Raw genomic sequence first — 25549 nt, 5'->3', positions numbered from 1 at the left:
CAGATGCTGGCGTATATTTTTCGGCGACTGCTGCTGATCATTCCGACCCTGTTCGGCATTTTGCTGATCAACTTCGTGATCATCCAGGCCGCCCCCGGCGGGCCGGTGGAACAGATGATCGCCAAGCTCGAAGGCTTCGAAGGCGCCACCAGCCGCATTGCCGGCGGCGGTGCCGAGGTGTCGGTGGCCGGGTCCGCCTATCGCGGTGCCCAGGGCCTGGACCCGGCGCTGATCAAGGAAATCGAGCACATGTACGGCTTCGACAAATCGGCGCCGGAACGCTTGTGGATCATGGTCAAGAACTACGCATCACTGGATTTCGGCGACAGCTTTTTCCGCGATGCCAAGGTCATCGACCTGATCAAGGAAAAGCTGCCAGTGTCGATCTCGCTGGGACTGTGGAGCACGCTGATCATGTACCTGGTGTCGATCCCCCTGGGGATCGCCAAAGCCACGCGACATGGCAGCCACTTCGATGTCTGGACCAGTTCGCTGATCATTGTCGGCTATGCGATTCCGGCGTTCCTGTTCGCCATCCTGCTGATCGTGGTGTTTGCTGGCGGCAGTTATCTGGATTGGTTCCCTTTGCGTGGGCTGACCTCGAACAACTTTGATGAACTGAGCACGGGCGGCAAGATTCTTGACTACTTCTGGCACTTGGCGCTTCCCGTGACCGCGCTGGTGATCGGCAACTTCGCGACCATGACCCTGCTGACCAAAAACAGCTTTCTCGACGAAATCAACAAGCAGTATGTGGTCACCGCCAAAGCCAAGGGCCTGACCCGACACCGCGTGCTCTACGGCCACGTATTCCGCAACGCCATGCTGTTGGTGATCGCCGGATTCCCGTCGGCATTCATCGGGATTTTCTTCACTGGCTCGCTGCTGGTCGAAGTGATCTTCTCCCTCGACGGCCTCGGCCTGATGAGTTTCGAAGCAGCGATCAACCGCGATTACCCGGTGGTGTTCGGCACGCTGTTCATCTTCACCCTGCTGGGGCTGGTGGTGAAACTGATCGGTGACCTCACCTATACCTTTGTCGATCCGCGCATCGACTTCGAAAGCCGGGAGCATTGAGATGAACCTGTCCCCTCTCAACCGCCGCCGCTTCGAACTGTTCAAGGCCAACAAGCGCGGATGGTGGTCGCTGTGGCTGTTCCTGATCCTGTTCGGCGCCAGCCTGGGCGCCGAGCTGATCGCCAACGACAAGCCGCTGGTGGTGCATTACGACAACGGTTGGTACTTTCCGGCACTCAAGCGGTACCCGGAGACCACCTTCGGCGGCGAATTCCCGCTGGAAGCCAACTACAAGAGCCCGTATATCCGCGAGCTGCTCAAGGCCAAGGACGCCTGGGTGTTATGGGCGCCGATCCCGTTCAGCTACCAGAGCATCAACTACGACCTGAAAGTCCCGGCACCGGCACCGCCCTCGGCGGACAACCTGCTGGGCACCGACGACCAGGGCCGCGATGTACTGGCACGAGTGATCTACGGGTTCCGCGTCTCGGTGCTGTTCGCCCTGACACTGACACTGCTGAGTTCGATCATCGGCGTGGTCGCAGGGGCATTGCAGGGGTTTTATGGCGGCTGGGTCGATCTGGCCGGACAGCGGTTCCTGGAGATCTGGTCCGGGTTGCCGGTGCTGTATCTGCTGATCATCCTCGCCAGTTTCGTCCAGCCCAACTTCTGGTGGCTGCTGGGGATCATGCTGCTGTTTTCCTGGATGAGTCTGGTGGACGTGGTGCGCGCCGAGTTCCTGCGTGGGCGTAACCTGGAATACGTGCGTGCGGCGCGGGCGCTGGGCATGCAGAATGGCGCGATCATGTTTCGCCATATCCTGCCCAATGCCATGGTTTCGACCATGACCTTCATGCCGTTCATCCTGACCGGCGCCATCGGTACGCTGACCGCCCTGGATTTCCTCGGGTTCGGCTTGCCGGCCGGCAGTCCGTCGCTGGGCGAGTTGGTGGCCCAGGGGAAATCCAACCTGCAGGCGCCGTGGCTGGGCATGAGCGCGTTTGCGGTGCTGGCGTTGATGTTGAGTTTGCTGGTGTTTATCGGCGAGTCCGCTCGCGATGCCTTCGACCCGAGGAAGTGAAATGAATCAGGACAATCTGATCGAAGTGCGCGACCTCGCCGTCGAATTCGTTGTCGGTGACAACAGTCAGCGTGTGGTTGAAGGCGTCAGTTTCGACATCAAGCGTGGCGAAACCCTGGCTTTGGTCGGTGAAAGCGGCTCCGGCAAGTCAGTGACTGCGCACTCGATCCTGCGCCTGCTGCCCTACCCGCTCGCCCGGCACCCGTCCGGCACCATCGAGTATGCCGGCCAGAACTTGCTGGACCTGAAGGAAAAAACCATTCGCCACATCCGCGGCAACCGGATCGCAATGATCTTCCAGGAGCCGATGACCTCGCTCAACCCGCTGCACTCGATCGAGAAGCAGATCAACGAGGTGCTGGGCATCCACAAGGGCCTGACCGGCAAGATCGCGACCCGGCGCACCCTGGAGTTGCTGGAGATGGTCGGCATTCCCGAGCCGCACAAGCGCCTCAAAGCCCTGCCCCATGAGTTGTCCGGTGGCCAACGCCAGCGAGTGATGATCGCCATGGCGCTGGCCAACGAGCCGGAGCTACTGATCGCCGACGAACCGACCACCGCGCTGGACGTGACCGTTCAGCTGAAAATCCTCGAGTTGCTCAAGGAATTGCAGGCACGCCTGGGCATGGCATTGCTGCTGATCAGCCATGATTTGAACCTTGTGAAAAGAATTGCGCACCGCGTATGTGTCATGCAGCGCGGTTGCATCGTCGAACAGGCATCGTGCGAAGAGTTGTTCCGCGCGCCGCAGCATCCGTACACTCGGATTTTGCTGGCAGCGGAGCCGAGCGGGACGCCGGCAACCAATGAAATCGGGCCGCCGATGCTCACGGTCGAGGACTTGAAGGTCTGGTTCCCGATCAAGAAAGGCCTGCTCAAGCGCACGGTGGATTACGTAAAAGCGGTGGACGGGATCAATTTCAGCCTGCCCCAGGGCCAGACCCTGGGGATTGTGGGGGAAAGCGGGTCCGGCAAGTCGACGTTGGGGCTGGCGATTTTGCGGTTGATCGGCAGTACAGGCGCGATCCGTTTTGAAGGCAAACAGCTAGACTGCCTGACTCAGCAACAAGTCAGGCCGCTGCGTCGAGAGATGCAGGTGGTGTTCCAGGACCCGTTTGGCAGCCTGAGCCCACGGATGTGCGTGAGCCAGATCGTTGGCGAAGGCTTGCGGATCCACAAAATCGGCACCGAAGCCGAACAGGAACAAGCGATTATTGCGGCACTCAAGGAGGTAGGCCTGGATCCGGAAACCCGGAACCGCTACCCCCACGAATTTTCCGGTGGGCAACGGCAGAGAATCGCCATTGCCCGGGCATTGGTGCTAAAACCGGCGTTGATTTTGCTGGACGAGCCGACTTCGGCCCTCGACCGCACCGTACAGCGCCAAGTGGTGGAGCTTTTGCGCTCACTGCAAAGCAAGTACAACCTGACGTATCTGTTTATCAGCCATGACCTGGCTGTCGTCAAAGCGCTGAGCCACCAACTGATGGTGGTCAAGCATGGCCAAGTGGTCGAACAGGGAGACGCGCAAAGCATTTTTGCCGCCCCCCAACATCCGTATACACAGCAGTTGCTGGAAGCCGCTTTTTTGGCACCAGCCACTGCGCAATAACCTGAAAAGAGGAGCAACACATGGGTTTTCTCGCCGGTAAGCGCGTACTGATCGTCGGTGTCGCCAGCAAGCTGTCCATCGCATCCGGCATCGCTGCCGCCATGCATCGCGAGGGCGCTGAGCTTGCCTTCACTTATCAGAACGACAAACTCAAGGGTCGTGTCGAAGAGTTCGCACAAGGCTGGGGTTCGAGCCCGGAGCTGTGCTTCCCGTGCGACGTGGCCAGCGATGCCGAAATCGCCAAGGTCTTCGAAGAGCTGAGCAAGAAGTGGGACGGCCTGGACTGCATCGTGCACTCTGTCGGCTTTGCCCCGGGCGACCAACTGGACGGCGACTTCACCGAAGCCACCACCCGTGAAGGTTTCCGCATCGCTCACGACATCAGCGCCTACAGCTTCGTGGCCCTGGCCAAGGCCGGTCGCGAAATGATGAAAGGCCGCAACGGCAGCCTGCTGACCCTGTCGTACCTGGGCGCCGAGCGCACCATGCCGAACTACAACGTGATGGGCATGGCCAAGGCTTCGCTGGAAGCTGGCGTGCGTTACCTGGCCGGCTCCCTGGGCCCGGACGGCACCCGCGTCAACTGCGTATCGGCTGGCCCGATCCGCACCCTCGCCGCTTCCGGCATCAAGAACTTCCGCAAGATGCTGGCTGCCAACGAAGCGCAAACCCCGCTGCGTCGCAACGTCACCATCGAAGAAGTCGGCAACGCCGGCGCCTTCCTGTGCTCCGACCTGGCGTCGGGCATCAGCGGTGAAATCATGTACGTCGACGGCGGCTTCAACACCACCGCGATGGGCAACATCGAAGAGTGATCTTCGCTTAGCCCCAAAAAAACCCGCCTGTTTCGGCGGGTTTTTTATTGGCTGGGATGTTCAGAAACAACACAACCCCCTGTAGGAGCGAGCCTGCTCGCGATGGACGTCAACGATAACGCGCCTTGCCTGAAGAGCTCGTCACAACAACTATCGTCTTTAAATCGATATACACATGGCTAAACTCAACTCAACTTCCCATGACCGAGACTAGCCCGATGCAACTATCCCCCTTTCACTTGGCCATTCCCGTTTACGACTTGGCCGCCGCGCGGCACTTTTATGGTGCGGTATTTGGCCTGGAAGAAGGTCGCTCAAGCGATCATTGGGTCGATTTCAACTTTTTCGGCCACCAACTGGTGATACACCTGGCACCGAAAAATGCCTCACAAGAAGCCGCTCATACCAATGCCGTTGACGGGCATGACGTGCCGGTGCCGCATTTCGGTGTGGTGTTGCGGATGGCGGAATGGGAGGCGCTGGCTGAGCGTTTGCAGTCCCTGGGTACGCGATTCGTGATTGAGCCGGGGATTCGCTTTCAAGGGTTGGTGGGTGAGCAGGCGACAATGTTTTTGTTCGATCCATGCGGGAATGCGCTGGAATTCAAGGCGTTCAAGGATATCGGGCAGTTATTTGCCAAATAAGCGCAGACTGTAAGGGTGTCATCGCGACAGGCTCCCACAGGGGATTTGTGAACACCGCTGATCAAACTGTGGGAGCGAGCCTGCTCGCGATGAGGCCAGCCAATTCAGTACAAAACTAGCGGCCCAACACCGCTTGCGCCTCAGCCAAAAGCTCTTCCACCGAGCCATGCACGGTGGGGTCGAATTCGATCTGCCCGATGCTGAACCTGATGTCATAGCCACGATGCACCGTGGCGTTGCGCTCATCGAGCATTTCCTCAAGCCGCGCCTTGATCGCCGCGGGATCCACGCTGCCGGAACCGGTCAACAACGCGACAAAGGTTGCGCCTTCCAGTCGGCCGATCACATCGTTTTCCCTGAAGCCGATGCGCAACACATCGGCAAAGGTTTTCAAGGCATCGTCGCCCTCGGCATGCCCGAACAGGTAGTTGATACGCTTGAAATCATCGAGGTTGAAGAACAGCAGCGTCGCTGGCCGTTCCAGTTGAGCGCAGGCATCCAGCCCCATTTGGGCCAAGGCCAAAAAGCCATGGCGATTAGACAACAGCGTCAGCTCATCCATGCTAGCCATCTGCACGCCCGTCAGCTCCTGTTCAGCCTTGCGGGCCAGGTCGCGCAACATTTCGCGCTCCTGTGCGGGCGTGCGCAGAGGGTCTGCGCAGACGCTTTTCTTGTGTGGCTTGCCTGAAATCAGCATCACATACTCCATTGGCGGGTATGTTCTTTAGAGCCCTGGATATCGGGTTTGACTCCCTGTTTACCAGCCGTTGGTCAGCTACCCGTCACCGGGCACGGTCCACCGGCCTCCGTCCAGAGCTTGAATTGCGCGACGAAAACATCGTGCGCTACCGGCACCGGGGCGCGATTGCCGCCAGGATTCCAGCCCCATAGCACCAGCTTGTCTTCGCTGACATGCTTGAGCAGCGCGGCGAAATCACGGTCGCCATTGCTCCCGCGGTCTTTGATCATGGCGCACAGCTTGTCAGGTGGCAGGCCGATCCAGGCCATCTTGTGCGCCGCGGGCGGCAGACTCCAGTGCGGCGCTCCCGGTGGTGCGTTGGGACCGTAACTGGCCGGGGGATTGGCTTCGGCATGGCAGCTGGCGCAAGGCAACCCGGCCGCCCCCTTGCCGTCCAGGCCTCGCACCACATTCATCGCGTGGGGTGTTCCGGCATCGAATTGCAACGGCGCATCGCCGGGAATGTGGCAGTTCTGGCAACGTGGGCTCTGGAAGACTTGTTGCACGGTGTCGAAGGCCTTCAATGCCGCCTTGTCCTCGGCAAATAGCTCCGTCGCATAAACAAAAAGACCCAGCAACAACACCGAGCCGAGCAACCAATGGTGTCGTTTCATCTCACACCCCCGACAGTTGCAGCGGCAATTCCCGCAGGCGTTGCCCAGTCAAGGCAAAAACCGCATTGGCCACTGCCGGTGCGGTAGGCGGTACGCCGACTTCGCCGATCCCTCCAGGCTTGTCGCTGCTGGGCACGATGTGCACTTCCACTATCGGCATCTCGTTGAGCCGCAGCACTTGATAATCATGGAAATTGGACTGCACCACCTGACCCTCATTGAACGTCAGATGGCTGTGCAGGGTGAAACCCAGGCCAAAGGCAATGCCTGACTCCATCTGCGCGGCGATGCTTTGCGGGTTGACCGCGATCCCGCAATCCACTGCGCATACCACGCGATGCACGCGGATTGCCAGGTTGTCCTGGGACACCTCGGCGACCTGCGCCACGTAACTGCCGAAGGATTCATGCACCGCCACGCCCAGGGCATGACCGTCCGGCAGTGGCGCTTTCCAGTTGGCCTTTTCTACGGCCAGGTTCAAGACACCCAGATGACGCGGGTGCTCCTTGAGCAGTGTCCGTCGATATTCCACCGGGTCCTTGCCCGCCGCATCGGCCAATTCATCGATCAATGATTCCATGACGAAAGCCGTATGCGTGTGCCCCACCGAACGCAACCACAACACGCTGATGCCGGTTTGCGGCGAATGAAGATCCACCTGATGATCGGCCATTCCCGCGAGGTAAGGACTGTCCGCCACGCCTTCGACCGAGGTTTTGTCGATGCCATCCTTGACCATGCTCGCTTCGAGCGAAGTGCCGGCCATGATCGACTGCCCGACCAATACGTGCTTCCACGCCACCGGCAGCCCATCGGCACCCAACCCGACCTGTGCCTGGTGCAGGAACGCTGAGCGGTAATAACCGCCACGAATATCGTCCTCCCGCGCCCACACGGTTTTGACCGGTCCACCCGCCGCTTTCGCCACGTGCACCGCTTCGGCGACAAAATCCGAGGTCGGGTTGGCCCGTCGGCCGAAACCGCCCCCAAGGAATTCGGTGTGGATTTCGACTTGCTCGGGTTTAAGACCGGTGATTTTCCCGGCGATCATCTGGTCCAGGGTCTGGAATTGCGTGCCCGTCCAGATCTCGCATTTATCCTGGGTGATCTTTACGGTGCAGTTGAGCGGTTCCATCGGCGCGTGGGCCAGGTAAGGCACGCTGTACTCGACCTCAAGCTTCTTTGCAGCCTTGGCCAACGCAGCCTGGGCATCCCCTGCCTTGCTGGCGGGCAAGCCTGGGGTGGCGGCGAGTTTGCGAAAGTTTTCCAGCAGCTTCTGACTGTCGAGACCGGCATTCGGCCCCAGGTCCCAATCGACGTGCAGGGCATCGCGACCGAGCTTCGCCGCCCAGTAATGATCGGCAATCACCGCCACGCCCGTCGGCACCTGCACCACTTTGTGCACGCCCGGTATCGCCAACGCCTCGGCACCTTCGAAGGATTTGACTTTGCCACCGAACACCGGCGATCGGGCGACCATGGCAGTCAGCAAACCGTCGAACTGCACGTCCATGCCGAACTTCGCCCGACCGGTGATTTTTTCCGGGGTGTCCAGGCGTTTGGTGGGTTTGCCAATCAGCTTCCAGTCCTTGGCTTCCTTGAGCTTGATCGACGCCGGGTCCGGCACAGGCAACTTGCCGGCATCATCCGCCAACTCGCCGTACGTGGCGCGCTGGTCGCCGGCAATGACCACGCCGGATTCGGTACGAATCTGCGAAGGCGGCACATTGAAACGCTTGGCCGCGGCATCGATCAGCATCAACCGCGCCGCCGCGCCGGCCTGGCGATACCGGTCGAATTCCATCCAGGTCGAGGTGGAACCGCCGGTGATCTGCATCCCGCCGAACCCGGCCATGCCGTAATCGGCAGCCGAGGCTGGCGAATGCTCGACCTTGATTTTCGACCAGTCGGCGTCCAGCTCTTCGGCGATCAACATGGTCAGGCCGGTCCAGACCCCCTGACCCATTTCCGAATGGCCGAGCAGTACAGTAACGCTGTTGTCATTGCCGATCCGCAGGAATGCATTGGGCGCGAACACATTGCCCTGATTCTCCGCCGCCCCGGCAAAACGGTGGGTACCGGGGATGACGAACGCCACCACCAGTCCCCCACCCAGCACGGCAGTGCCCTTGAGAAAACCGCGACGTGAAAGCGGATTGAGACTGTCCATAATCACCTCAACCCAATTCGGCAGCGCGTTTGACTGCGGCGCGGATCCGCGGGTAAGTGCCGCAGCGGCAGATATTGCCCGACAGCGCCTGATCAATGTCGCTATCGGTCGGCTTCGGGATCTTCGCCAACAACGCCGCGGCCGACATGATCTGCCCTGACTGGCAGTAACCGCACTGCACCACATCGAGTTCGGCCCAGGCTTGTTGCACCGGGTGCGAACCGTCGAGGGAGAGCCCTTCGATCGTGAGGATTTTTTGCCCGTGAGCCACTGCGGTGGCCGGCGTGATGCAGGAACGCAGCGGCGTGCCGTCGACGTGCACGGTGCAGGCACCGCACTGGGCCATGCCGCAGCCAAACTTGGTCCCGGTCAGGTGAGCAACATCACGCAAGACCCAGAGCAGCGGCATATCCGCGGGGACATCCAGTTCCTGGTCCTTGCCATTGATATTCAGGGTCAGCATTTGCGAAGGTCCTCAGACTCACGGTGTTCTGAAGGGGCGTCGCTGCGGTGATCTGATCCCTGTGCGCCGCCTCGGGTTATCCCTACAGCTAAGCGCAAAATGACTTGATGGCCGGGGTGTATCGACCACCGGTCACCGATGGTGAGTTTTGTGGTGCCTGTAGGCCGCCATCGCTGGCAAGCCAGCTCCCACAGTGATCCCGGTCATACACGGGATTGAGGCGCTAGAGGTCCCTGTGGGAGCGGGCTTGCCCGCGATGGACGTTAACGATGACGCGCACTGTCTGAATGATCGCGTTGGCCGGACGTTTTTCGCGAGCACGCGGTGGGTCAACCGACTCAATTTTCGCAAGCTCTAAACCCTTGGCCCCATCAAAACCCCGGTATAGCGCAACAAAAACACCGCAAACGCCAAACACCACAACAACGCCGAAAGCCCGAGTCCCAACCCGGAAAACGGCACCAGCACTACCCGCGACAAACCCGCCAGCAGAATCAGCACAAACCCCATCACCACAACCCTGGAAGGCTGCAACGCCCGCCCGGTATGCCCCAGACTGACCCGGGCAATCATTGCCAAAATCAACCCACCCGCACCACCGACCGCCAGCGAATGAGTGGCCAGACTCTGTTGCGCCATCAACCCGAGGTGCCACAGCGCCATGGCAAAAACCGCTACCACCAACCAGACGTAAGACAGATACAACGACCACAACAGCGGTACCCGCCACAGGCCTCGATCATGCCAGCGCCACAGACGAAACGAATGCAATAACGCCATCAGCGCAAACACCGCCGCCAGCCACAGCCTGGGCACGTCCTGCAAACCCACCAGGAATGTCAGCGCGACCAGCAAACCACTCACCAACAAGACCCGGGTCGGCCATGGATTGGCTGCCGGTAAAGCCGGCCGATTCAATCCACGCTGAATGAAGAACGGGATGACTCGACCGCCAATCACACTCATCAACGCACCGATCAGCCACAACGCCGCCAGCACTCCACGCCGCTGCAGATCGAGCTCTTCGATCCAGAGGCCCCAAAGTGTCATGGCCTGACACCCGGCCAGCAACGTCACCATCAACAAAACCGGATAATTGTCGCGCTTGCCGGCAGCCACCAGATCACGGCCCAGCACCCAGGCCAACAAGGGCAAAAACGGAAGCTGCGACAACAGCAAAACAGCAGGCGACACCGGCAGGACCCAGGCAAGACGCGCCAGCAGCCACACCAGCATCAGTGCGATCAATGGCCACCCGTTGAGCCCCGGCCGACCTGTCCAGTTCGGTACGGCTGTCAGCAAGAAGCCGGCGATGATCGCCACGGCGAACCCGAACGGCATTTCATGCCGATGCCAGGCAAGCATGCCGCCCACCGGTTGCGCGCCAGGCAATCGACCGTACAACCACAAGGCCCAGATCGCCACCGCCAACGCAGCGAACGCCGCGCCCGCCAGAAAGAATGGACGAAACCCGAGACTGAAAATCGGCGCAGCCGCCAGTTTGCGCATCAAACCATCACCTTCGAGAAAGGCCTGTACAACTGGTGCTGGGACAGCAGGCGCATGACATAGCCGATTTTCAGCAGCGTCGGCCCAACGATGGTCATCGCGTGCAGCGACACCAGCGCCAGGATCGACAGATGGCCTTCATAGAGGTAAGCGCCGTAGATGCCTGCCATTAGCATCGCCAGGCCAGTCACGAGCACGCGACTGGAAAGCTGCAGAACATTCTGAGGATTGCTGAAGAAATGGAACATTTTCCGTACTCCTGTAGCAGTTCAGTTGTACTGGAGAGGTATCAAGTCCCGTGCCAGAAATTCAGCCGTTAATAATCAATCAGTTAACAAATCCGAGTCAAAACGACTCAGCCCAATAATAGTCTTTACGACTCATTGAATAGTCATATTGACTTCAATCCAACAACATCTGCTTGCACACTTGTCGATCTACGGCACCACCCTAGAGGCCGCGGCTGGCTACGCTGAAAGTCCAGCATGCAAAAACCTGCCAAGGAGACCCGCCATGCTCCACGTACAAAAACTCACGCCGTGCCTGTGGTTCGACGGCCAGGCTGAAGAGGCTGCGAAGTTCTATTGCGCGATCTTCGATCACTCAAAAATCACCGCCATCACGCACTACGGCAAGGCCGGACAAGAAATCCATGGTCACCCCGAAGGCTCCGTGCTGACGGTCAGCTTCGAACTCGACGGACAGACGTTCACCGGACTCAACGGTGGCCCTGAGTTCAAGTTCAACGAGGCGATCTCTTTTCAAGTCAACTGCCAGACCCAGGAAGAGGTCGACCATTTCTGGGGACGGCTGTCTGCGGGTGGACCGGTCGAGGCCCAGCAATGCGGTTGGCTCAAAGACAAGTACGGTGTGTCGTGGCAGATCGTGCCCGTGGCGATGATGGAGATGCTCAAAGACCCGGACACGAACAAATCCCAACGGGCCATGGCCGCGATGATGCAGATGAAAAAGCTCGATATCGCCACGCTGAAACGAGCCTTTGACGGTGAGAGCTAATACACTCCGAGGCGAACCTGCCAAGGATTGACCATGAAGCTCTCAAAGCCCAAGGATACCGAGAAGGCCCCGCGCTTCTGGCGTGATGACGCCCTGCCCTTCATCGAAGCACGCGCCATCGCCGACGGGCGCGAGGTCTGCTACACCCGGCATTCCCACGAGCACTTTTCCATCGGTGCGATCACTGCCGGGCGCAGCACCTATGTCCACGAGCACTCGCAGCTCGAGGTCAACGCCGGTACCGTGGTGTTGATGAACCCAGGCGATGTGCATGCCTGCAATCCGATCGATGACGAGCCCTGGTCGTACTTGATGCTGTATGTCGAGACGGCATGGCTAACCGACTTGCAGCATCAGTTGGGGTTCAGCGATGACCTGGCGTTTCGCCGCTTTGCGATCACCCATACCGCTGACGCCGATCTGTTTGCGGGTCTGCTGGGCTTTTATGAGGTGCTGGTCGATCAGCAACAGGACGCGCTGCGCAAGCACAGTGCTGCGGTGGAGTTTTTCAGCGATGTGCAACAGCGACTGAACCCCGTCGAACAGCCATTGCGCGAACCGAATTTCAAACTGGAACGCGCCGCCGAATTCATCCGCGAACATTGCACGCAAATGCTCAAGCTCGAAGATATTTGCGCAGCGGCGCAGCTGTCACCGTCCTACCTGATCCGCGCGTTCAGGCAGCACTATGGCATGACGCCCCATGCTTTCCTGGTCAACCGGCGCATCCAGTTCGCCCGCGATCAGTTGCGTAACGGCAAGCTGATCGCCGAGGTAGCGCTGGAGGCCGGTTTTGCCGATCAGGCGCATTTTCAGCGGGCGTTCAAGCAGCATCTGGCAGCGACGCCAGGTCAGTATCGCGGTTGATCAAGGGAGCAGCAGGTACACCGCACTCACCGCCAGCAGCAACGCCATGCTCCGGTTGAACCAGCGCATGTTTGCCGGATTGTTCAGATAGCCGCGCAAGAATGTCCCGGCATAAGCCCAGCAGCCAACCGACAAATAGCAGATCACCAGATAGATTGCCGCGAATTGCCACACCAACCGCGCCTCGCCATCGGCAACGAACGCGCCCATGCCCGCCACGCAGGCCAGCCAGGCCTTCGGGTTGAGCCATTGCATGACCGCGCCGTAGAGCATCGACGGCGCGCGACCTGAATCATTCGCCTCCAGCTGCCCATCGTCGGCCGCCAGTTTGAAAGCCATGTACAACAGGAATGCCACGCCGGCCCACTGCACCACTTGGGTCATGGCGGGCCAAAGCTGCAGCAACTGGTGCAAGCCCAACCCCATCAACACCAACAGCAATACGAATCCCAGGGTCGCCCCGGCCACGTGCCGTTGGCTGGCCTTGAAACCGAAGCGCGCCCCGGAACTCAAGGCCACGATATTCACCGGCCCCGGGGTGATCGAAGCGGCCAACGCAAATGCCGCCATGGACATGATCAAACTCATCGCACACCTACTTTCAGTCAAATGAACCAGGCGCCACGGTAAAGCGCCCGGTGGTGCGCGTATTGAACAAAACTACCCTCAGATCAACCGTCAGGCGAAGTAGCCCACCACCCTCTTCACTTTGATCAATGCCTGACGCAGGGAATCCATGTCCACCGAACCGAGCGCCAGGCGAATGGCGTGAGGTACATGTGGGGTGATTGCGAAGGGCTCGGCAGGCGACACCGACACTTGTTCGCGCATCAGCGCCATGGCGATCCGGTCGGCCCGGGCGTCTTCGGACAACGGCAGCCAGACGAAATACGAAGACGGATGGCTGACCATGCTCAGGCCCGCCAGCACCTCGCGGGCAATGGCCTGCCGGGCCTGCGCATCCGCACGTTTTTGTGCTTCCAGTTGGTACACCGTGCCGTCATCCAGCCAGGCCGTGGCGATAGCCGTCACCACCCCCGGCGTGTTCCAGGTCGTCGCCATCACGGTGCGTTCAAATCCCGCGATCCAATGGATGGGGGCTGCGATAAAACCGACGCGTAAACCGGTGGCAATGTTCTTCGATAAACCGCAAACGTACGCGGTTCTTTCCGGCGCCATTTCAGCCAACGGTGGTGGCGGGTTCTCGGCGAGAAATGCGTAGGCCGCGTCCTCGATGATTATCAGGTCATGATGACGCACAATCGCTACAAGTCGCTCACGCTGCTCTGCGTCCATCACCCAACCCAGCGGGTTGTGCAAGGTTGGCATCGAGTACACCGCCCGCACCGGACGAGTGCGGCACAGTTTGTCCAGGGCTGACAGATCCGGTCCCTTGTCCGTGACAGGAATGGGCAAAACCTCCAGGTGCAGCGTTTCGGCCAAGGTCTTGAACCCGGGATAGGTCAACGCATCAGCGGCAATCACGTCGCCGGGTTTGAGCAACGTCATCATCACCACGGCCAATCCATGCTGGGCACCACTGACGATCAGTACCTGTTCGGCCGGTACGTTCACTCCGCGCTCACCCAGGTGGCGTGCAACCGAGGCCCGCTCGTGCAAGCGCCCGGCGTGGGGCTGATAACGCAACAACGACTCCAGGTCCCCGGACAATGCCAGTTGACGCAATGCCTGGCGCAACAGGTCGGCCTGGCCCGGCAGCGATGGATAGTTGAAGTTCAGGTCGATCATCCCCGCCGCTACCACGGATTGCGAAATGCCCTGGCCCGGCGGCAGCGATGTCTCCCGGACAAAGGTCCCGCGCCCGGTTTCACCACTGACCAGCCCCATGCCTTCAAGCTCGGCATACACCCGGCTGGCGGTGACCAGCGCCAGGCCATGCTCGGTGGCGAGTTGGCGGTGGGTCGGCAGCCGTGTACCCGGCGGCAAACGCCCCGCGCGAATGTCGGCGGCAAAGCTGTCAACCAGGCTTTTATAGCGGGATTTCGGCATGAGGCGATGTATCCATGACAATTTTTTGATTGTATCGATTGCCAACCCTACCATGACTTTCGTGCAATCAAACAATGAGTGAGAGCGAACATGGAAAGGACTTCGAACCTGCATAACCGCACGCTGGACAGCAATGCCAGCGGCTGGATCAATGGCCTGATCGGCGTGGTGATTTTCAGCGGCTCACTGCCGGCAACGCGGGTGGCGGTGCTGGAATTCGATCCGGTGTTCCTCACCGTGGCCCGCGCCACCCTCGCCGCACTTCTGGCGCTGTGCCTGCTGCTGTTGTTCAAGGAACAACGCCCCGCGCGCCATCAACTGGTGCCGCTGATCATCGTGGCTCTGGGCGTCGTGGTGGGTTTTCCGCTGTTGACCGCGCTGGCACTGCAATACGTGACATCGGCACATTCCATTGTGTTTGTCGGCCTGCTGCCTCTCGCCACCGCGGTGTTCGGCGTGTTGCGCGGTGGCGAACGGCCACGGCCAGTGTTCTGGTTGTTCTCGGTGCTCGGCAGTCTGCTGGTGGTTGGTTTTGCCGCGTCACAAGGCCTGAGCGCTTCACCTCAAGGCGACATCCTGATGTTGTTGGCGATCCTCGCCTGTGGCCTTGGGTATGCCGAAGGCGCCAAGCTGTCCCGCACGCTGGGTGGTTGGCAGGTGATTTCCTGGGCGCTGGTGCTCGCACTGCCGGTCATGGCGGCACTGGCCTGGTGGCGGATGCCGGCGTCGTTCAGCGGCATCAGCACACCGGCCTGGTTCAGCCTGGCTTACGTGTCGCTGTTCAGCATGCTGATTGGCTTCGTTTTCTGGTATCGCGGCCTCGCCCAGGGCGGGATTGCCGCTGTCGGTCAACTGCAATTGCTGCAGCCGTTCTTTGGCCTGGCGCTGGCGGCAACCCTGCTGCATGAACACGTCAGCATCGGCATGCTTGGGGTAACGGTCGCGGTGATCCTGTGTGTCGCCGGGGCCAAGAAATTCGCCCGATGATGTTCGGCCAATTTGCCGGTGACTGTACGGGTCCGAGGTTGCGGCAGCTGTGATAAAAATACCGCTCTCGCAACTGGAACCTGCCCCATGGACCTCGCCACCCTTAGCCTCTTTCTCCCGGCCTGCTTCGCCCTGAACATGGCGCCCGGCCCGAACAACTTGCTGTCGGTCAGCAATTCGACCCGTTATGGCTACCGCACCGCTTGCCTGGCCGGGATCGGGCGCTTGCTGGCATTCGCCGCAATGATTGCCCTCGCCTCGGCGGGCCTGGCGGTGGTGTTGCAAACCTCCGAGCTGTTGTTCTACGGGATCAAGATTCTCGGCGCAGCGTATCTTTTCTATCTCGCCTGGCAGCTGTGGCGAGCAGATCCTGGGGCAGAAAGCCTGGTAACCGGTGCGCCGGTCGGCATGCTGGCACTGGCACGGCAGGAATTCCTGGTGGCGGCGGGCAACCCCAAAGCGATCCTGATCTTCACGGCATTCCTGCCGCAGTTTGTCGATTCGACCCGCGCCATCACGCCGCAATTTGCCGTGCTGGGCGCGTTGTTCCTGATGCTCGAATGGGTTGCTATCGCGGCCTATGCCTACATGGGTCTACACATGCGCCGCTGGTTTGCCAAACCGTCGGGCAAAAGGATGTTCAATCGCTGCTGCGCCGGTCTGTTGTCGGCGGCGGCCTCAGTTTTACTGCTGGCACGCCGCACCTGAGGAACGGGTGTGCGCGCAATTCTCTGTCGATTTTGCGGTGGAGGCTGTCGATGTCGCGCACTATGCTGGGCTCATGAACGTACAAAGCACGCTACTTCCGCCCCATGCCGAGATGGTCCGCGCCATGCTCGAACGCGACACCGCCTACGAGGGGGTGTTCTTTACTGCGGTCAAGACAACCGGGATTTTCTGTCGCCCCAGTTGCACGGCGCGCAAGCCTAAACCGGAAAACGTCGAGTTTTTCGCCCACGCCGATGAATGCTTGTCGGCGGGCTACCGCGCCTGCCTGCGGTGCAAGCCGCTGGACGCTGCCGCCATAGCGCCGGACTGGGTGCAGAACCTGCTCAAGTCGGTGGACGCCGACCCCGAGCAGCGCTGGACCGACGCCCAACTGCTGGCCGAAGGGATCGAGCCGCTGAAGCTGCGTCGCTGGTTCAAACAGCACTTCGGCATGACCTTCCACTCCTGGTTGCGCACCCGGCGCCTGGGCATGGCATTGGGTGGAATCAAACAGGGCGATTCCATCGACAGCGCCGCGTTCGACTCCGGCTACGAATCACTGAGCGGCTTTCGCGATGCCTTTCAAAAGTCGTTTCACATCACCCCGGGACGCGCCGCCAACAGCGAGCCCTTGTTGTTCACGCGTCTGACGACCCCACTGGGGCCAATGATCGCCATGGCCGAACGTCGTGGCCTGGTATTGCTGGAGTTTCTCGACCGTCCGGCGCTGACCCGGGAAGTCGAACAATTGCAGCGCCGTTATGGCTACGCCGTGGCGCCTGGGCACAATGGGCATTTGCAGCAGATCGAACAGGAACTGGCGCAGTACTTCGCCGGCCAACTGACGCAATTCAACGTTGCGCTGCACCTGCCCGGGAGCGAGTTCAGTCGGCAGGTCTGGGCTGAGCTGGCACTCATTCCCTACGGCAAGACCACCACTTACGGCGCCATCGCGGCCAGGCTGGGCAAGCCCGGCGCCAGTCGTGCGGTCGGCCTGGCCAATGGACAAAACCGTCTTTCGATTGTGGTGCCTTGTCATCGGGTAATCGGGGCGGACGGCTCATTGACCGGCTATGGTGGCGGACAACCGCGCAAGGCGTTTTTGCTCAGACTCGAAAGCGCCGCCGACCAGATCACCCGCCAATTGGCATTCTGATCGCAAGCCGTGTTCGTCAGTACGCAAGGATGATTGATGCCCGACCCGTATTTGCCCGCCACGCAATTCCTTGCGTCCATCGACGACGACTGGCAGCGCCATGTCGCCGCCGTCGGCCCGTGCCGGCATCAACCCCACGCCGCCCGTGATCCCTACGAATCGCTGGTGCGGGCGATTGCCTACCAGCAACTGCACGCCAGGGCCGGTGATGCGATTGTCGGGCGATTGTTGGCGTTGTTTCCCGGGCAGGCATTTCCTCGCCCTGAGCAGTTGCTCCTCACAGATTTTGAGCAAATGCGCAGTTGCGGCTTTTCCGCCAGCAAGATCGCGACCATCCAGGGCATCGCCCAAGCGGCACTGGATGGCGTGGTGCCGGATTACACCACGGCGCTGGCCATGGATGATGAAGCGTTGATCGAACGCCTGATCACCCTGCGTGGTGTGGGTCGCTGGACCGTTGAAATGCTGCTGATTTACAGCCTGGATCGACCGGATATTCTGCCGGCTGACGATTTCGGGGTCCGCGAGGGTTATCGCCGACTCAAAGGTCTGGACGTACAGCCGACGCGCAAACAGATGATCGAGATCGGACTGGCGTGGAGCCCTTATCGCACGGTGGCGGCGTGGTATTTGTGGCGGGTGGCGGGCAAATAGAGAAACTGCTCGCGACAGGCGCTACGATTCTGGCACCGGTCTAGGCTCAAGGGATAAACCCATGGCCTGCCGGAGGTCGCCATGCAACTCGAAGGTTCCTGCCATTGCGGTGCGGTGTCGTTCAGCCTGACCAGCGCCCACCCTTACCCTTATCAACGTTGCTACTGTTCGATCTGCCGTAAGACCCAGGGCGGTGGCGGCTATTCGATCAATATCGCCGGTGACGCCAACAGCCTGAAAGTGCGCGGGCGCAAGAACATCGCGATTTACCATGCGCTGCTCAAGGGCGACGGCGAAAAACGGGCGCACCGCAGCACTGCCGAGCGCCATTTTTGTTCGGCTTGCGGCTCGGGATTGTGGCTGTTCAGCCCTGAGTGGCCGGAACTGATTCACCCGTTTGCGTCAGCCATCGACACACCGCTGCCGGTGCCGCCGGTGCATACGCATTTAATGCTCAGTTCAAAAGCGTCCTGGGTCGTGGCAGAGGTCGAACCGGGTGACAAACAGTTTGATGTTTATCCCGAAGAGTCGATTGCCCAATGGCATGAACGGTTGGGGTTGAGTGGCTGAGTGTCAGCGGTGCGATCTTTTGATTATGCGGCTACCGGCACGCCGCTGTGGAACCGGAATTCCACATCCGCCGACTCGATTAGCGCCTGCTCGGCGGCGCGAACCCTGTCGATCACCTGGGCAATGTCCTTGGCATCCCCGTACTGGTAAGCCAGTTTCAGATATCCCTGGAAGTGCCGGGCTTCGCTTTTGAGCAAGCCGAAATAGAACTTGCCCAGTTCTTCGTCCAGATGCGGTACCAATGCCTCGAAACGCTCGCAACTGCGGGCTTCGATGAACGCGCCGACCACCAGCGTATCGACCAGTTTCACCGGTTCGTGACTGCGCACTACTTTGCGCAGGCCCGACGCGTAGCGCCCGGCGGACAGCTGACGCAGTTCGATCTTGCGCTTTTTCATCAAACGCATGACTTGCTCGTGATGCACCAGCTCTTCACGGGCCAGACGCGACATCATATTGATCAGATCGACGTGGGAGTGATATTTGGCAATCAGGCTCAGCGCGGTGCTGGCAGCCTTGAACTCGCAATTCTTGTGGTCGATCAGCAAGGTTTCCTGATCGGCCAGTGCGGCCTGGACCCAGCCGTCAGGGGTGCGACAGCCAAGGAACTCGTGAATTTCGGGAAGGATCATGTGGCCCACGGGATAAAAGGTTCAAAACGAAGGGCGCCGATTATACCGGCCTGTCGGCAGACCACCAGACACCGACCGTTGATATGCATCAAGTCGCTGAATGCCGGGCAGCAACTATAGTTGAGCAACGCCATGCTTATTCATTTTCAGGAGATCCCGATCATGCAAGCCATTCGCAGCATTCTGGTGGTCATCGAGCCCGAACACTCGGAAAGCCTGGCGCTCAAACGAGCCAAGTTGATTGCCGGGGTAACGCAGGCGCATTTGCACTTGTTGGTGTGCGACCCCAAGCATGATCACAGCGGCATGCTGGGGGTGCTCAAGGCCGCATTGTTGGAGGACGGCTACAGCGTCACCACCGAACAGGCCTGGAATCAGAGCCTGCACGAAACCATCGTCGATGTGCAGCAGGCCGAAGGTTGTGGCCTGGTGATCAAGCAGCATTTCCCTGACAGCGCACTGAAAAAGGCGCTGCTGACCCCCGCAGACTGGAAATTGCTGCGCCACTGCCCTACTCCGGTGCTGCTGGTGAAGACTTCAGGTTCGTGGAAGGACAAGGTGATTCTGGCGGCCGTCGACGTCGGCAACACCGACCCCGAACACCGTCACCTGCACAACACCATCATCGATTACGGCTATGACATCGCCAGCCTGGCCAAAGCGCATCTGCACGTCATCAGCGCCCATCCCTCGCCGATGCTGTCGGCGTCCGATCCGACGTTGCAGCTCAGCGAAACCATCGAGGCGCGCTATCGCGAGCAATGCAGGGCGTTCCAGGCGGAGTTCGACATCGACAACGATCACCTGCACATCGCCGAAGGGCCGGCGGATGTGTTGATTCCGTTCATGGTGCACAAGCTGCAGGCGGCCGTGACGGTGATTGGCACGGTGGCGCGTACCGGGTTATCGGGGACGCTGATCGGCAATACCGCGGAAGTGGTGCTGGATGCGGTGGAAAGCGATGTGCTGGTGCTCAAGCCTCAAGAGGTCGAGGATCATCTCGAAGAGATCGCAGCAAAGCATTGAGATGTGTCGCGTCGGTTAGATCGTCTTCGCGGGCAAGCCTCCCGCCTACAAAACCTGTAGGAGCGAGGCTTGCCCGCGAAGCTTTCTCAACCGCCAAACGCGTCCTTGAGGAAACCCGGGGCGATATAGCGCTGATAATGCGCCTCGGACAGCAGGAAAAACTCCCGGTCGATTGCATCGCGCAATTCGGGCAGGTTCCAGTCGCGGAACTCCGGCAGCAACACCATGCCATAGGCTTCCAGGTTGTTGATGACCCGTGCGCCCCGCGCGATCAACTGGTAAGCCCAGCAATATTCCGACTGATGGGGCACAAAGCGGATCTTGCGTTGTTCCAGCTGGGTTCGTAGCAGCGCCGGGTCGAAAATCTCAACCTTGGCAGCCATTACCTGGGACAAAAGCTGCTCCAGACGCAACCACACCGCGCGCTTTTCTTCCTCGTTGTAACCGTTCCAGTGAATCACTTCATGGTGGAACCGCTTGCAGCCACGGCACACCAGGTCACCGTAGACAGTGGAGCAAAGGCCGACGCACGGCGTCTTGATAGTCTGATTGGGCATAGGTAGGTAAAACGCGAAAAAGCAAAACAGGCCGGCATGTTAGCCCTTTGTCCGATATTCATCACCCCTCAAAGTTAAAGGGTCAGGGTCAACGGACCTTTGCCGGGCGTCACCACCAAAGTCCAATAAACCCTGACTTACCTTTAATTTTTTTTTGCCGTAGAATCAGCCTGCCTTTTTAGGCGCCAATGTCCGTTAGAAGCTGTTTTCAAAGCGTCACGAGCACAGTCGTTCCTTCAGAGCGGTGTTGGCGAGGGGTTTTTCCAGCGGGGAAAAGCCCAACGCCAACCCTCATCAGCTCCCGTTCTGCAGGCGTAAAACTTTGAAAGCAGCTTCTGTAAGGAATTGTCGGTAATTCTGGCTAAGTGGCTCACAACGCCATGCAGCGCATGAGTACGGCAATTTCGGGATGAGCGTCCCGGACACCCATTTGGGACCACTGATGAGGGTAATAACTGTGCTTGAAGCCTACCGCAAACATATCGAAGAGCGCGCAGCACTGGGTATCGTTCCCCAGCCGCTTAACGCCGAACAAACTGCAGGCCTGGTCGAGCTGCTGAAAAATCCCCCGGCTGGCGAAGAAGCATTCCTCGTTGACCTGATCACCAATCGCGTTCCGCCTGGCGTGGACGAAGCCGCCTATGTCAAGGCCGGTTTCCTGTCTGCCATCGCCAAGGGCGAAGCCAAATCCCCCCTGATCGACAAGAAGCGCGCTGTAGAACTGCTCGGCACCATGCAGGGCGGCTACAACATCGTGACCCTGGTCAACCTGCTGGACGACGCCGAACTGGCGCCAGTAGCGGCCGAAGAACTCAAGCACACCCTGCTGATGTTCGATGCTTTCCACGACGTCGCGGAAAAAGCCAAGAACGGCAACGTTCACGCCAAAGGCGTACTGCAGTCCTGGGCTGATGGCGAGTGGTTCAAGAACCGCCCGACCCTGGCCGACAAGATCAGCCTGCGCGTGTTCAAGGTCACTGGCGAAACCAACACCGACGACCTCTCCCCTGCTCCCGATGCCTGGTCCCGCCCGGACATCCCGCTGCACGCCCTGGCCATGCTGAAAATGGCTCGCGACGGCATCGTGCCTGACGCACAAGGCGTCACCGGCCCAATGAAGCAGATCGAAGAAATGCGCAATGCCGGCTTCCCTATCGCCTACGTCGGTGACGTGGTCGGTACCGGTTCTTCGCGTAAATCGGCCACCAACTCGGTGCTGTGGTTCTTCGGCGACGACGTTCCGTACGTGCCGAACAAGCGCGCTGGCGGTTTCTGCTTCGGCAGCAAGATCGCTCCGATCTTCTACAACACCATGGAAGATGCCGGCGCACTGCCAATCGAATTCGACGTTTCCAACATGCACATGGGCGACGTGATCGACCTCTACCCGCATGCTGGCAAAGTCTGCAAGCACGGCACCGACGAAGTCCTGACCACCTTCGAAATGAAGACTCCGGTGCTGTTGGACGAAGTTCGCGCCGGCGGCCGTATTCCGCTGATCATCGGCCGTGGCCTGACCGAGAAGGCTCGCGCCGAGCTGGGTCTGCCAGCGTTCGACCTGTTCAAGAAGCCTGAAGCCCCGGCCGAAAGCACCAAGGGTTTCACCCTGGCGCAGAAAATGGTCGGCAAGGCGTGCGGCGTAGCCGGTGTGCGTCCTGGCACCTACTGCGAACCGAAGATGACCACCGTCGGTTCCCAGGACACCACCGGTCCAATGACCCGTGACGAACTGAAAGACCTGGCGTGCCTGGGCTTCTCCGCTGATCTGGTGATGCAGTCGTTCTGCCACACCGCGGCTTATCCAAAGCCGATCGACGTGACCACCCACCACACCCTGCCTGACTTCATCATGACCCGCGGCGGTGTTTCCCTGCGTCCGGGCGACGGCATCATCCACTCGTGGCTGAACCGCATGCTGCTGCCGGACACCGTAGGTACCGGTGGTGACTCCCACACCCGTTTCCCGATGGGCATTTCGTTCCCGGCCGGTTCCGGTCTGGTTGCGTTCGCCGCTGCCACTGGCGTCATGCCGCTGGACATGCCGGAATCGATCCTGGTGCGCTTCAAAGGCAAGATGCAACCGGGCGTCACCCTGCGTGACCTGGTTCACGCCATTCCTTACTTCGCGATCCAGAAAGGTCTGTTGACCGTCGAGAAGAAGGGCAAGAAAAACGCCTTCTCCGGCCGCATCCTGGAAATCGAAGGCCTGGACAACCTGAGCATCGAACAGGCTTTCGAACTGTCCGACGCCTCGGCCGAACGTTCGGCTGCCGGTTGCACCATCAAGCTGTCCAAAGATTCGATCACCGAGTACCTGCAGTCCAACATCACCCTGCTGCGCTGGATGATCGGCGAAGGCTACGGTGACGTGCGTACCCTGGAACGCCGCGCGCAAGCGATGGAAGCCTGGATCGCCAACCCTGAGCTGATGGAAGCCGATGCTGACGCCGAATACGCCGAAATCATCGAAATCGACCTGGCCGACATCAAGGAGCCTGTACTCTGCGCGCCGAACGACCCGGACGACGCCCGTCTGCTCTCCAGCGTTGCTGGCGAGAAGATCGACGAAGTGTTCATCGGTTCGTGCATGACCAACATCGGTCACTTCCGCGCCGCCGGCAAGCTGCTGGATCAGGTCAAGGGTCAGCTGCCAACTCGTCTGTGGCTGTCGCCGCCGACCAAGATGGACGCTCACCAGCTGACCGAAGAAGGCTACTACGGCATCTACGGCAAAGCCGGCGCTCGTATGGAAATGCCAGGCTGCTCGCTGTGCATGGGTAACCAGGCACGTGTAGAGCCGAACTCGACTGTCGTATCGACTTCGACCCGTAACTTCCCGAACCGTCTGGGTGACGGCGCGAACGTCTACCTGGCTTCGGCCGAACTGGCGTCCGTGGCTTCCATCCTGGGTCGCCTGCCGACCGTCGAGGAGTACATGGAATACGCTGGCAAGATCGACAGCATGGCGGCCGATGTCTACCGCTACCTGTCCTTCGACCAGATCGCCGAGTTCCGTGAAGCGGCTGCGAACGCCAACATCCCGGTCGTTCAAGCCTAACGGTGTAACGCAATGAAAAACGCCGCCCATCGTGAGATGAGCGGCGTTTTTTTATGCCTGAAGAAATGTGGGGTTTCACTGTGATCGTTCCCACGCTCCGCGTGGGAATGCAACCCAGGACGCTCCGCGTCCCTTTCGAGAGCTGGAACGCGGAGCGTCCCTTGAGGCTTTCCCACGCAGAGCGTGGGAAGGATCAAAAACTGTTCTTCGCGGGCAAGCCTCGCTCCTACGCAGGATGTGTCAGGCGGTCAGGGAGTAGATCAACGCCGTAATCGCCACCAGGCCCACCGCCGTCACGAAGACGTTGGACGCCTGCCCGCGATAACGCGCCATGGCCGGCACTTTGCGGATCGCGTACATCGGCATCAGGAACAGGATCGCCGCGATGACCGGGCCGCCCAAGGTTTCGATCATGCCGAGAATACTCGGGTTGAGCGTCGCTACGATCCAGCACACCACCAGCATGAACGCCGCGGTCATGCGGTCTAGGGACTTGGCAGACGGCCGCTTGCCACTCTTGACGATCAGGCCCTTGAGGCCTTCGCTGGCGCCGATGTAATGGCCCAGGAACGACTTGGAAATGGCCACGAAAGCAATCAACGGCGCCGCGAAGGCGATGGTCGGGTTGCTGAAGTGGTTGGCCAGGTACGACAGGATCGACAGGTTCTGCGCCTTGGCTTCAGCCAGTTGCGCTGGCGACAGCGTCAGCACGCAACTGAAGACGAAGAACAGCACCATCACCACCATCAACAGATGGGCGCGGGACAGGATCTGCGAACTGCGCTCCTCGGCGTGTTCGCCATAACGGCGCTTCTGGTCAACGGCGAACGCCGAGATGATCGGCGAGTGGTTGAACGAGAACACCATCACCGGAATCGCCAGCCACAAGGTGTGCAACAGCGCGGATGGCGCAGGCACTTGGCTGGCGGTGGCGAGAATACCGCCGTTCCAGTGCGGAACCAGGTACACCGCCAGAAACAGCAGCGCAACGATGAACGGATAGACCATCAGGCTCATGGCCTTGACGATCATCTGCTCGCCGCAGCGCACCACCGCCAGCAGGCCGAGGATCAGCACCAGCGACAATACCGCGCGCGGTGGCGGCGTGATGTGCAATTGATGCTCAAGGAAACTGCCCACGGTGTTGGTCAGCGCCACGCTGTAAATCAGCAGGATCGGGAAGATGGCGAAGAAGTACAACAGCGTGATCAACGCGCCGGCCTTGATACCGAAATGCTCCTCCACCACTTCGGTGATGTCGGCACCTTCGCGACCGGACAGCACGAAGCGGGTCAGGCCACGGTGTGCATAGAACGTCATCGGGAACGCCAGCAGCGCCAGGATCAGCAACGGCCAGAAGCCGCCCAGACCTGCGTTGATCGGCAAAAACAGGGTGCCTGCACCAATCGCTGTGCCAAACAGGCCCAGCATCCACGTGGTGTCTTGGCGATTCCAGCTCGACAGCGTCGCGGGGGTCGTTTCTACATAGCGTTTGTTGACGCTATTGGCCTGATCATTCATCCGGTGGGATCTCCACATTCCGGTCACTTGCCACCCGGCCAGAACGCGTCGGAATACCCGACAGGCAGCGCTCTGACCGAAACAGGGGCGCGATTGTCCGGGATTAGTGAACAGAAGCAAAG

At 60.0% G+C, this 25549-nt stretch carries 25 protein-coding genes; 14 read left to right on the top strand and 11 right to left on the bottom strand.

Annotation, left to right across the window (positions count from 1 at the left end; genetic code table 11):
• Positions 1-3 precede the first annotated feature (3 nt).
• The 5 genes from D8V06_RS08290 (at position 4) to D8V06_RS08270 (ending at position 5169) form a co-directional block, all read left to right on the top strand.
• Positions 4-1077 (top strand): microcin C ABC transporter permease YejB, encoded by a 1074-nt coding sequence (locus D8V06_RS08290; protein WP_056855562.1) that lies wholly within the window; start codon positions 4-6, stop codon positions 1075-1077.
• Between the two features lies 1 nt (position 1078).
• Entirely contained in the window at positions 1079-2098 is a 1020-nt protein-coding gene (locus D8V06_RS08285; RefSeq protein ID WP_056855563.1) for an ABC transporter permease, read from the top strand.
• Between the two features lies 1 nt (position 2099).
• Entirely contained in the window at positions 2100-3710 is a 1611-nt protein-coding gene (locus D8V06_RS08280) for an ABC transporter ATP-binding protein (protein WP_056855564.1), read from the top strand.
• 20 nt (positions 3711-3730) lie between these two features.
• Positions 3731-4525, top strand: coding sequence for an enoyl-ACP reductase FabI (gene fabI, locus D8V06_RS08275; RefSeq protein ID WP_007937760.1), 795 nt, complete (start codon positions 3731-3733; stop codon positions 4523-4525).
• A 218-nt stretch (positions 4526-4743) separates the two neighbouring features.
• Positions 4744-5169 (top strand): VOC family protein, encoded by a 426-nt coding sequence (locus tag D8V06_RS08270; RefSeq protein WP_130905750.1) that lies wholly within the window; start codon positions 4744-4746, stop codon positions 5167-5169.
• A gap of 115 nt (positions 5170-5284) precedes the next feature.
• On the opposite strand, the gene D8V06_RS08265 is transcribed toward D8V06_RS08270, so the two are convergent.
• The 6 genes from D8V06_RS08265 to D8V06_RS08240 form a co-directional block, all read right to left on the bottom strand.
• Positions 5285-5866, bottom strand: coding sequence for a GGDEF domain-containing protein (locus tag D8V06_RS08265; protein ID WP_056855566.1), 582 nt, complete (start codon positions 5864-5866; stop codon positions 5285-5287).
• 74 nt (positions 5867-5940) lie between these two features.
• On the bottom strand, positions 5941-6522 hold the full coding sequence (locus tag D8V06_RS08260) for a hypothetical protein (RefSeq protein WP_130906774.1): 582 nt from the start codon (positions 6520-6522) through the stop codon (positions 5941-5943).
• A 1-nt stretch (position 6523) separates the two neighbouring features.
• Positions 6524-8692 carry a xanthine dehydrogenase family protein molybdopterin-binding subunit gene (locus D8V06_RS08255; protein WP_130906773.1) on the bottom strand — a complete coding sequence of 723 codons (2169 nt, stop codon included), beginning with the start codon at positions 8690-8692 and terminating at the stop codon, positions 6524-6526.
• 7 nt (positions 8693-8699) lie between these two features.
• Positions 8700-9155 (bottom strand): (2Fe-2S)-binding protein, encoded by a 456-nt coding sequence (locus D8V06_RS08250; protein ID WP_056855569.1) that lies wholly within the window; start codon positions 9153-9155, stop codon positions 8700-8702.
• A 354-nt stretch (positions 9156-9509) separates the two neighbouring features.
• The gene (locus D8V06_RS08245) at positions 9510-10664 is read right to left on the bottom strand and encodes an NnrS family protein (protein ID WP_130906772.1); all 1155 of its coding nucleotides are present in this window, start codon (positions 10662-10664) and stop codon (positions 9510-9512) included.
• Complete coding sequence (locus D8V06_RS08240; protein ID WP_056855571.1) at positions 10664-10912, bottom strand: hypothetical protein; 249 nt, start codon at positions 10910-10912, stop codon at positions 10664-10666. Before D8V06_RS08240 ends, D8V06_RS08245 begins: the two co-directional genes overlap by 1 nt.
• Before the next feature lie 265 nt (positions 10913-11177).
• Between D8V06_RS08240 and D8V06_RS08235 the strand changes: the two genes are divergently transcribed.
• A complete protein-coding gene (locus D8V06_RS08235) occupies positions 11178-11681 on the top strand; it encodes a VOC family protein (protein WP_056855572.1) in 504 nt (167 codons plus the stop codon).
• A gap of 33 nt (positions 11682-11714) precedes the next feature.
• Positions 11715-12548, top strand: a complete 834-nt coding sequence (locus tag D8V06_RS08230) for an AraC family transcriptional regulator (protein WP_130930777.1) — start codon at positions 11715-11717, stop codon at positions 12546-12548.
• On the opposite strand, the gene D8V06_RS08225 is transcribed toward D8V06_RS08230, so the two are convergent.
• Both D8V06_RS08225 and D8V06_RS08220 read right to left on the bottom strand, forming a co-directional pair.
• A complete protein-coding gene (locus tag D8V06_RS08225; RefSeq protein ID WP_130930776.1) occupies positions 12549-13136 on the bottom strand; it encodes a LysE family translocator in 588 nt (195 codons plus the stop codon).
• A 90-nt stretch (positions 13137-13226) separates the two neighbouring features.
• Positions 13227-14558, bottom strand: a complete 1332-nt coding sequence (locus D8V06_RS08220) for a PLP-dependent aminotransferase family protein (RefSeq protein WP_130930775.1) — start codon at positions 14556-14558, stop codon at positions 13227-13229.
• A 90-nt stretch (positions 14559-14648) separates the two neighbouring features.
• On the opposite strand from D8V06_RS08220, the gene D8V06_RS08215 reads away from it, so the two are divergent.
• The 5 genes from D8V06_RS08215 to D8V06_RS08195 all read left to right on the top strand — a co-directional run bounded on the left by D8V06_RS08215 (position 14649) and on the right by D8V06_RS08195 (position 18633).
• A complete protein-coding gene (locus D8V06_RS08215; protein WP_130930774.1) occupies positions 14649-15545 on the top strand; it encodes a DMT family transporter in 897 nt (298 codons plus the stop codon).
• An 87-nt stretch (positions 15546-15632) separates the two neighbouring features.
• Positions 15633-16253 (top strand): LysE family translocator, encoded by a 621-nt coding sequence (locus tag D8V06_RS08210; RefSeq protein ID WP_056855577.1) that lies wholly within the window; start codon positions 15633-15635, stop codon positions 16251-16253.
• A 73-nt stretch (positions 16254-16326) separates the two neighbouring features.
• Positions 16327-17409, top strand: a complete 1083-nt coding sequence (locus D8V06_RS08205) for a bifunctional transcriptional activator/DNA repair protein Ada (protein WP_130930773.1) — start codon at positions 16327-16329, stop codon at positions 17407-17409.
• A 36-nt stretch (positions 17410-17445) separates the two neighbouring features.
• The gene (locus D8V06_RS08200) at positions 17446-18063 is read left to right on the top strand and encodes a DNA-3-methyladenine glycosylase (protein ID WP_130930772.1); all 618 of its coding nucleotides are present in this window, start codon (positions 17446-17448) and stop codon (positions 18061-18063) included.
• An 81-nt stretch (positions 18064-18144) separates the two neighbouring features.
• Positions 18145-18633, top strand: a complete 489-nt coding sequence (locus D8V06_RS08195; RefSeq protein WP_130930771.1) for a GFA family protein — start codon at positions 18145-18147, stop codon at positions 18631-18633.
• A gap of 23 nt (positions 18634-18656) precedes the next feature.
• On the opposite strand, the gene miaE is transcribed toward D8V06_RS08195, so the two are convergent.
• Complete coding sequence (miaE, locus tag D8V06_RS08190) at positions 18657-19265, bottom strand: tRNA isopentenyl-2-thiomethyl-A-37 hydroxylase MiaE (protein ID WP_056855580.1); 609 nt, start codon at positions 19263-19265, stop codon at positions 18657-18659.
• Between the two features lie 162 nt (positions 19266-19427).
• Here miaE and D8V06_RS08185 point away from each other — a divergent pair, with 162 nt between their 5' ends.
• Positions 19428-20291 (top strand): universal stress protein, encoded by an 864-nt coding sequence (locus D8V06_RS08185; protein ID WP_056855581.1) that lies wholly within the window; start codon positions 19428-19430, stop codon positions 20289-20291.
• Between the two features lie 86 nt (positions 20292-20377).
• On the opposite strand, the gene D8V06_RS08180 is transcribed toward D8V06_RS08185, so the two are convergent.
• Positions 20378-20848 carry a DUF1289 domain-containing protein gene (locus D8V06_RS08180; protein WP_056854460.1) on the bottom strand — a complete coding sequence of 157 codons (471 nt, stop codon included), beginning with the start codon at positions 20846-20848 and terminating at the stop codon, positions 20378-20380.
• A gap of 457 nt (positions 20849-21305) precedes the next feature.
• Here D8V06_RS08180 and acnB point away from each other — a divergent pair, with 457 nt between their 5' ends.
• Positions 21306-23906 (top strand): bifunctional aconitate hydratase 2/2-methylisocitrate dehydratase, encoded by a 2601-nt coding sequence (gene acnB, locus D8V06_RS08175; protein ID WP_056854459.1) that lies wholly within the window; start codon positions 21306-21308, stop codon positions 23904-23906.
• Positions 23907-24146: 240 nt separating this feature from the next.
• On the opposite strand, the gene D8V06_RS08165 is transcribed toward acnB, so the two are convergent.
• Positions 24147-25427 (bottom strand): serine/threonine transporter, encoded by a 1281-nt coding sequence (locus D8V06_RS08165; protein WP_056854458.1) that lies wholly within the window; start codon positions 25425-25427, stop codon positions 24147-24149.
• Positions 25428-25549 lie beyond the last annotated feature (122 nt).

This window comes from Pseudomonas sp. Sample_24, assembly GCF_004307605.1.
GTDB lineage: Bacteria > Pseudomonadota > Gammaproteobacteria > Pseudomonadales > Pseudomonadaceae > Aquipseudomonas.
The sequence above is the reverse complement of the archived record's forward strand: the minus strand, read 5'-3'. Positions and strand labels throughout refer to the sequence as shown.